This is a genomic window from Paenibacillus cellulositrophicus (genome assembly GCF_009363095.1).
Lineage (GTDB): Bacteria > Bacillota > Bacilli > Paenibacillales > Paenibacillaceae > Paenibacillus_AQ > Paenibacillus_AQ favisporus.
This window is the reverse complement of sequence record NZ_CP045295.1, coordinates 4,542,879-4,550,000: the sequence shown is the minus strand read 5'-3', so window position 1 is coordinate 4,550,000 and position 7,122 is coordinate 4,542,879. Positions and strand designations below refer to the sequence as shown.

The 7,122-nt window shown below is 53.2% G+C and carries 7 protein-coding genes (1 of these 7 cut by a window edge); all 7 read right to left on the bottom strand.

The window, feature by feature from the left end:
• Positions 1-1,553, bottom strand: the 5' portion of a protein-coding gene (locus tag GCU45_RS20415) for a glycosyl hydrolase family 18 protein (RefSeq protein ID WP_244364178.1). It extends 160 nt beyond the left edge of the window; the window shows 1,553 of its 1,713 coding nt (coding positions 1-1,553); the start codon lies at positions 1,551-1,553; the stop codon falls past the left edge of the window.
• A 122-nt stretch (positions 1,554-1,675) separates the two neighbouring features.
• Entirely contained in the window at positions 1,676-2,101 is a 426-nt protein-coding gene (perR, locus tag GCU45_RS20410) for a peroxide-responsive transcriptional repressor PerR (protein ID WP_116234434.1), read from the bottom strand.
• Positions 2,102-2,224: 123 nt separating this feature from the next.
• Positions 2,225-3,496 carry a DUF4097 family beta strand repeat-containing protein gene (locus tag GCU45_RS20405; RefSeq protein WP_152400166.1) on the bottom strand — a complete coding sequence of 424 codons (1,272 nt, stop codon included), beginning with the start codon at positions 3,494-3,496 and terminating at the stop codon, positions 2,225-2,227.
• 61 nt (positions 3,497-3,557) lie between these two features.
• Positions 3,558-4,193, bottom strand: coding sequence for a hypothetical protein (locus tag GCU45_RS20400; protein WP_152400164.1), 636 nt, complete (start codon positions 4,191-4,193; stop codon positions 3,558-3,560).
• Positions 4,194-4,341: 148 nt separating this feature from the next.
• Positions 4,342-5,055: an MgtC/SapB family protein gene (locus tag GCU45_RS20395; RefSeq protein ID WP_152400162.1), complete on the bottom strand. Its 714-nt coding sequence runs from the start codon at positions 5,053-5,055 to the stop codon at positions 4,342-4,344.
• A 30-nt stretch (positions 5,056-5,085) separates the two neighbouring features.
• Positions 5,086-5,556, bottom strand: coding sequence for a GNAT family N-acetyltransferase (locus tag GCU45_RS20390; RefSeq protein WP_152400160.1), 471 nt, complete (start codon positions 5,554-5,556; stop codon positions 5,086-5,088).
• 96 nt (positions 5,557-5,652) lie between these two features.
• Positions 5,653-7,092 (bottom strand): Asp-tRNA(Asn)/Glu-tRNA(Gln) amidotransferase subunit GatB, encoded by a 1,440-nt coding sequence (gatB, locus tag GCU45_RS20385; RefSeq protein WP_152400159.1) that lies wholly within the window; start codon positions 7,090-7,092, stop codon positions 5,653-5,655.
• Positions 7,093-7,122: the final 30 nt, after the last annotated feature.

Genomic DNA, 7,122 nt, shown 5'->3' with positions numbered 1-7,122 from the left:
TTATACTCCACATAATGCTGCTTCACGTCTTCCAGGTATTTCGGCTTCAGCTTCTTTTCGGCCAAAATATCTTTGACGGTCTTCATGCCGACCGCTTTGGAGGACACTTCGACCTTTCCGTTCTTGCTCGCTTCCGACCAGATCCGCGTATACAGCGGCACGGCCAGTATCAGCTTCTGCGGCGGCACGTCGTCCTCATCCAGGATCTTTCTCGCAGCCGCTTCCGCCCATGGCAGGGAAGAAACTGAGCCGGCTTCGGGACTTGATGCCCAATGCTCATCGTAAGCCATCAGCATAATAAAATCCGCGGCTTCGCTCAGTGCACTGCGGTCCAGAAATTTGGACCACAGCTCGCTGCTCGATTTCGGCGTCACATCAACCGACAAGATCAGTCCTCGATCCTGCGCCAGCGGCTTCAATTCACGCACAAACTGCGTAATATTGGGGCCGTCCTTCGTTTTTACATTTTCAAAATCGATGTTGATCCCGTCCAAATGATACATCTGCGCCAGCTCCAGCAGCTGGCTCATCGTATTCAGCCGCGTTTCGTAGGTGGCCATCGCGCTCGTAGTTATGTCGGCATCGAAGCTATTATTGATCAGCCCCCATACCTCCATCTTACGGGCATGGGCTTTATTCACATAGGCCATATCCGCATTGCTGCGCACGTTGCCCTTGCCGTCGATAATGCTGAACCAGGTCGGGCTGACGACGTTGATACCGTCCAGTCCGTCCAATACGGCCGGATCGGGTTTGTTCTGGTAGACTGCTTCCCACGCCAGGTTGACGGGTTTGCCTTTCCAGCTGCGCTCCGCCCGGGTTGGCGGGATAGGCGGAATTTCGATCGTCTTTGTGTCCCCAAGTGAGACTTCATCCTTGCGGACATACCCACTGTAGCCGTTATCCATCTGGGCGAAATACCAGGATCCCTCCGAATCCCAAATCCGCAGAGGGGTACCACCCTTCATGTCAGCCAGAATCGGCGAATGGATGGAATCCTCCTTTCGGAGCTTCACCTTATCGTCAGGCTGGCCTTTGGCCGTCCCCATCTGTATGGTATCCCCGGCTTTCATCAAAATGACGGCACCCGTAGCGGCATCCTCATGGATGTTAACCCCGTACAGTTCCTTAAGCGGCTGAATCGGCATGTACGGCACGCCGTCCTTTTCCTCCGGAGCAAACCGGAGCTCAACCGGCTTGTTGTTCAGCTGCGCCTTTTTCTGTCCTGTCTGCAGCCGCATGACCCGCACTGGCGTCGTCAAAATGATGGACTGGGTCCCTGATTCATATCGAATCGTCGGATCCACCACCTTCTGCAGTACCGGCAGCGGAAGCATCAGCTGTTCACCGGCTCCTTCGGCTGGTTCTTCCTGAAGCTTCCCTTCCACGAAAATAGGCTTGTCCATGCCGCGCCAATCCGGTTTTTCATGCAAAGGGTTCGGTAGAATTTCGGTCACCGTCAGATAGGCCCCGGCTATGATCAGGCACAAGCCCAGGAATATCGTAAAGCGCCTCCCCGCTGAGGGGCGGCGTCTGCGTCTTCTTCTGCTCACTCGCTAATCCTCCGTCATTTTATTCAATTCACGCCTTCCGGTATGTTCCGGATGATCGGAAAGTTCTGCCTGAAAAACAAAAACGTGAAGAATCCTTTTCAGGAGTCCGCACGTTTCAAAAATCATTGTTCTTTGCAAGAACTGCATATCCCATAAAGCTCCATCCTCAAGTCCTTGACCTTGAATCCAGTGCTCTGTTCCGCTGTATGCTCTACATCCTTCAGAGAAGGATATATGAAATCTTCAATTTTGCCGCATTTCTCGCAGATCACGTGGAAGTGATCCGACACGTTGGCATCAAAGCGGCTCGAATTATCTCCATAGGTCAGCTCATGGACCATTCCCGCTTCCATAAACATCTTCAAATTGTTATATACGGTCGCGACGCTCATGCTCGGAAACTTGGGCTCGAGTGCGCGGTATATCTCATCCGCCGTCGGATGGTTCATGGACTCCATCAAATAGGCCAAAATCGCATGACGTTGGGGCGTAATCCGAACACCTGTTGCCTTCAGTTGTTCTAGTGCATGTTGGACTCGCGTAGACATGATTCCCACCGCCTTTAATGTTTTAACATAGTCGTTAATAACTTTATTGTACGTTTATCTTTTGAGCTTTGTCAACGGACCCCGCCCCACAGAAGCCGTTAAAGCTTCCATGTTCATCCTTTTCTAATATTTATTCACATTCAGTTCGCTGTTGCCTTCGACATGGATCGTATAGTCACCAGTGCCGATCTCGCCGGTAATGCTCTTCTTGTCCACGACAAACTCGGGGAACATATTATGAATATCGCCATAGCTGATCGTTCCGTCAATGGCGTAGTTGCCATCCCCAGGCAGATCAAGGATAAGCTCCCCGACAGCGCTATAGATGTCCCAGTTTCCGCCGACGGAGTTCGATCTTGCGGTAATATCGCCGTTGAGCGACTCTGCCGTCAAATCCGATTTGATATCATCCACATAAATGTTGCCGTTCTTGGTGCTTACATTGATTTTCCCCTGGGCCCGAATGACTGACAGATTCCCGACCTGGGATGTCAGCGCAACAGAATCGGAAACATCGATTGCCTCCATATTTCCCCGGTTGGTCGTGAGATCGACCGAGCCGGTAACGTTCGCGGCCTGAACAGCCCCGTTCAGCGTTTTTCCTTTAACCTGCCCAAGAATATGGTTCAGCTTAAGTTCGCCATTTGCACTTTCCAGCGTAATTCGCTCAATGGCCTCTACATTATTCAAGGTAATACCGCCGTTCATCGTCCGGATGGAAAAATTAAAGCGGCGGTCTTCCGGCAGCGTAATGGTCAGGTTCATCCGCGGCTGTCTTTTGCCGGATTGCCCGTAAGCCTTGCCTTTGGTTTGGATCGTAACGGTGCTTCCGTCGCTGACGTCAACCTTGGATTCCTGCCCGATCACATCCGCTTCCGGCCCCGTAATCTGATCCACCCACATCTCGGTATCCACCCGAATGTCGTCCACAGGACCCCGCTGCAGCAAAATATCACCGTTAATATTGTCGACATTCACCGCTTGGGTCTCGAAGGCGACAGGAATTGAAATCGGGTCCTTATCAAATCGCTTACCCTTAGCCTCGCTGTAGTCCACACCAGCCGCCGTCAAATTCAAACTGACCTTATTCCACAAGTGCAGGTAGTGGTCTTGTTCGGTGACGACAAAGACGGAAGCCGACAGCAGTACGGCCACCAGCACTCCGCGGATATCCAGCCGGAAACGCCCCCAGCCGGGTGCTCGCGATTTCCGCATAAACCAGTACAGCACAATATATTCGGCACCCCACAGGACGGCCAGCAGCGGCCACCATTTTAGCAGGAGCAGCATGTATTCGGTCCCTTGAACGGCATCCGTCAACAGCAGTGCACCGGTCACAACCAGCAGCAGCACGGCAGTAAAACGCCCCACCCGCAATTTGGGTTTTCGGTTCACGTTGTCGATCACCTCTTTCCACGCTGCAGCACGGCCATAAATCAGGCTATGGCGCAGCGGTTCATCTTCCGCGTCGTTGGTTTAAAAACAGGAGCGTCTCCCGAAGCCCGAAAAACAAACCAAGGACGATCAAAACGACCGCAACTGCGGTTTGTCCGTACTGTTCAATAAACATGCCAAGCCATTTGGGCTTCTGATAAAAGGCGATCATCAGCAGCCCGCCGGCAACCAGATATACGCCGAAAGCGATGCTGCGTTCCAAGGCAAAGGGATGCGCCCGTTCCGTCTCCTCTTCATCCGGCAGCTCAAGCCCAGACCTTCTCCGGTGATAAATCACATAATCCGCAGCTTGAAGCACATCATAAACGCTATAAAAATAAGCGACAGGAAATAGAAGCGCGAGCAAAATAAGCAATGGTACGTTGATCTGGATGCCGATGGAAGAAAAATAGAGCAGCGCCGACGCATCCAGCATTAGCGCGAATATAAGAGAAACCCCTTTACGGTACAATCCCAGATAAATATGGCCGAGTCCCGGACAAATCGCTGCAAGAAGCCCTGCGGTAAATTTGCGCTTGCGGGAATACAGTCGGCGCTTGCGGACTCCCCGCTCCGCCTTGGAATGAATGCGTAACCGCCGTTTACCTTTCTGCGGTTCGTCCGCTGAATTTGTTGAGTGACGTCCGGCAGAATGCATGCTTGCAGCTCCTTTCTTTAAATGGTTTGGCCGAGTCCTTTTTTCTGATAGTACCCTATTCTGTCCCCTAATTAACAGGTCAATATCTGGATTATCCGGCCTGTCAAAGCAAAAACCCCCGGTCACCCGGGAGCTTTCGGCGTTTTCGTTAGTCTAGGGACACCAGTGTAATTCCTTCCAGCTTCCGGATTTGCGAAGCCAGATGCAGCGGATCAAAGGAATGCTTGATCAGGACGTGCATCGAGATCTCAAGCGTGGTGGAGGGAGGCTCCAGCTCAAAGGGCGCGGCCGCACTCCGTTCATTGATAATCAATTTTTTCACGGCGATGCCTTCCGCCTGCACCAATTCCGAGATCGATTCAAGCAGCCCCGGAACCGAAACGGCGTGGAACGTGAACAGGTGGAGCTTGCTCCCTTTGATATAACGCTGCTCCAGCTTATTAAATACCACGAGCGTCAGTAATATAAGCAGCGTGGCAGCGACGGACGCGAAATAAAACCCGGCGCCGACAGACAAGCCGACCGCAGCGACGACCCATACGGACGCCGCCGTCGTTAAACCGGTAATGGATTTACCGGTAAACAGAATCGTTCCGGCTCCCAGGAATCCGATCCCGGTAATGACGGCCGATGCCAAACGGGCAGGGTCGATCCGGATGTTCACCTCGTGAACGAATTCGGAGAAGCCGTAAATAGACAGCATAATAATTAACGCCGATCCCATGCACACTAAAATATGAGTTCGGAGTCCAGCCGCGTGGTTGGACCGCTCCCGCTCCAGACCGACCAATCCCCCGAGCAGCATAGACAGCAGCAAACGCAGCAAAATATGCACATTATCGATATACCATGGATCCTGCAAGGGTCAACCTCTCCCATTCTGCTGAGGTATTTATTGTGACGAATCGGACGCTCTGTGAAAGGTCGTCAGTTCCACGCCCGGGGCTACCTCATACCGGTCAAAAGGAACAAAGCCATACTTGGTGTACAACGCCACGGCCGGCGTGTTTTTGGTTCCCGTGGACACGATGAATAAGGGAACATCCGGATGAAGATCCAGCACGTGCTGAATCAGGCTGCCCGCAATCCCCTTGCGGAAATGATCGGGATGAACCATCATCCGGCTGATCGTAATCGTATCCGGCGCTTCCCGCTCCGTTGCTACCGCTCCGATAAGTTCTCCGTCCTCATTTAAGCATCCGTAAAAATCCTCTTTACACTTCCGTATCGTTTCATGGGTATCCATCAGCGGCGGAATATCGCGGAACCCGATCCGCTCCGCCTCCAGCCGGTAAGCCATATGCTGTAGACGCCAGATCTGATCGACCATGTCCTCGTCATCTAGAAACAGTCTGTTTATCATATTCGAAACCACCTTGAGCGCATGCGCGAAAATGAAAATGAATGCTAAATCAAAGGGGCTTGTCACACGGACAAGCCCCAAGGGAAGCTCAAGCTTTTATTGGCTCAATATTTCGGCCAGCAGCTTGTTGACAAGCGCAGGGTTGGCTTTGCCCTTGCTCTCCTTCATGACCTGGCCGACCAGGAAGCCGATCGCTTTCTGCTTGCCCGCCTTGAAGTCCTCGACGGATTGCGGATTTGCCGCGACAACCTGCTCGACGATCGTTTTGATCGCGCCTTCGTCGCTGATCTGCACAAGTCCTTTTTCCTCGACGATCTGCTGTGGCAGCTTGCCGGATTCGAGCATTTCCTTGAATACCGTTTTGGCGATTTTGCTGCTGATCGTGCCCTTCTCGATCAACCCGATCATTTCACCGAGACCGCGGCCGGTAATTTTGAGGGCCGGCAGCTCCAGGCCGGTACTGTTCAAGTATCCGAGGAGGTCGCCCATAATCCAGTTGGAAACCGCTTTGGCATCCTTTGTATAGTTCAGGCTGTCCTCAAAAAAGTCCGCCAGCGGCTTCGAAGATGTAATGACGCCCGCATCATAGCTCGGGAGACCGTATTCGGAAGTATAGCGCGCTTGCCGGGCATCCGGAAGCTCGGGAATCGTTGCGCGGATGCGCTCCTTCCAAGCTTCATCGATATGAAGTCTGACGAGGTCGGGATCCGGGAAATAGCGGTAGTCATGCGCTTCTTCCTTGCTGCGCATCGACAGCGTCTTGCCGGCGGCCTCGTCCCAGCGGCGTGTCTCCTGCACAACTTTGCCGCCGTCGTCCAAAATTTCCGCCTGGCGGTACTCCTCGTACTCCAGGCCCCGCTGAACGCCGCGGAAGGAGTTCATATTCTTCAGCTCGGCGCGGGTGCCGAATTCCTTTTGCCCCACCGGACGGATACTGATATTCGCGTCGCAGCGCATGGAGCCTTCCTCCATCTTCACGTCGGACACTTCGCAGTACTGCATGATCGCGCGGAGCTTCTCCAAGTAGGCTTTCGCCTCTTCCGGCGACGAAATGTCAGGTTCGGACACGATTTCGACAAGCGGCGTTCCGACGCGGTTAAAGTCGACCAGTGACGCAAATCCTCCGTCGACGTGCGTCAGCTTGCCTGCATCTTCTTCCAGGTGCAGGCGGGTAATGCCGATCCGTTTGGTCTGGCCGTCGACTTCGATGTCGATCCATCCGTTCTCGCCGATCGGCTGGTCGTACTGGGAAATCTGATAAGCCTTGGGCGAATCGGGATAGAAGTAGTTTTTACGGTCGAATTTGCTTACATCGGCGATCGTACAGTTCAGCGCCATGGCTGCTTTCATCGCGTAGTCGACAGCCTGACGGTTCAGAACAGGCAGTACGCCGGGATGTCCGAGGCAAATCGGGCACGTATGCGTGTTGGGCGGCGCGCCGAATTCGGTGGAGCAGCCGCAGAAAATTTTCGACTTGGTGTGCAGTTCGACATGGACTTCAAGTCCAATGACAGTTTCGTATTTGGTTGATGACATATTGTTCTTGCTCCCTCCTGGTCCCGCCTG

Bases quoted from the DNA above. Each gene is read 5' to 3' on its own strand.
- perR (WP_116234434.1), bottom strand. From the start codon at position 2,101: ATGTCTACGCGAGTCCAACATGCACTAGAACAACTGAAGGCAACAGGT.
- GCU45_RS20400 (WP_152400164.1), bottom strand. From the start codon at position 4,193: ATGCATTCTGCCGGACGTCACTCAACAAATTCAGCGGACGAACCGCAG.
- GCU45_RS20390 (WP_152400160.1), bottom strand. From the start codon at position 5,556: ATGATAAACAGACTGTTTCTAGATGACGAGGACATGGTCGATCAGATC.
- gatB (WP_152400159.1), bottom strand. From the start codon at position 7,092: ATGTCATCAACCAAATACGAAACTGTCATTGGACTTGAAGTCCATGTC.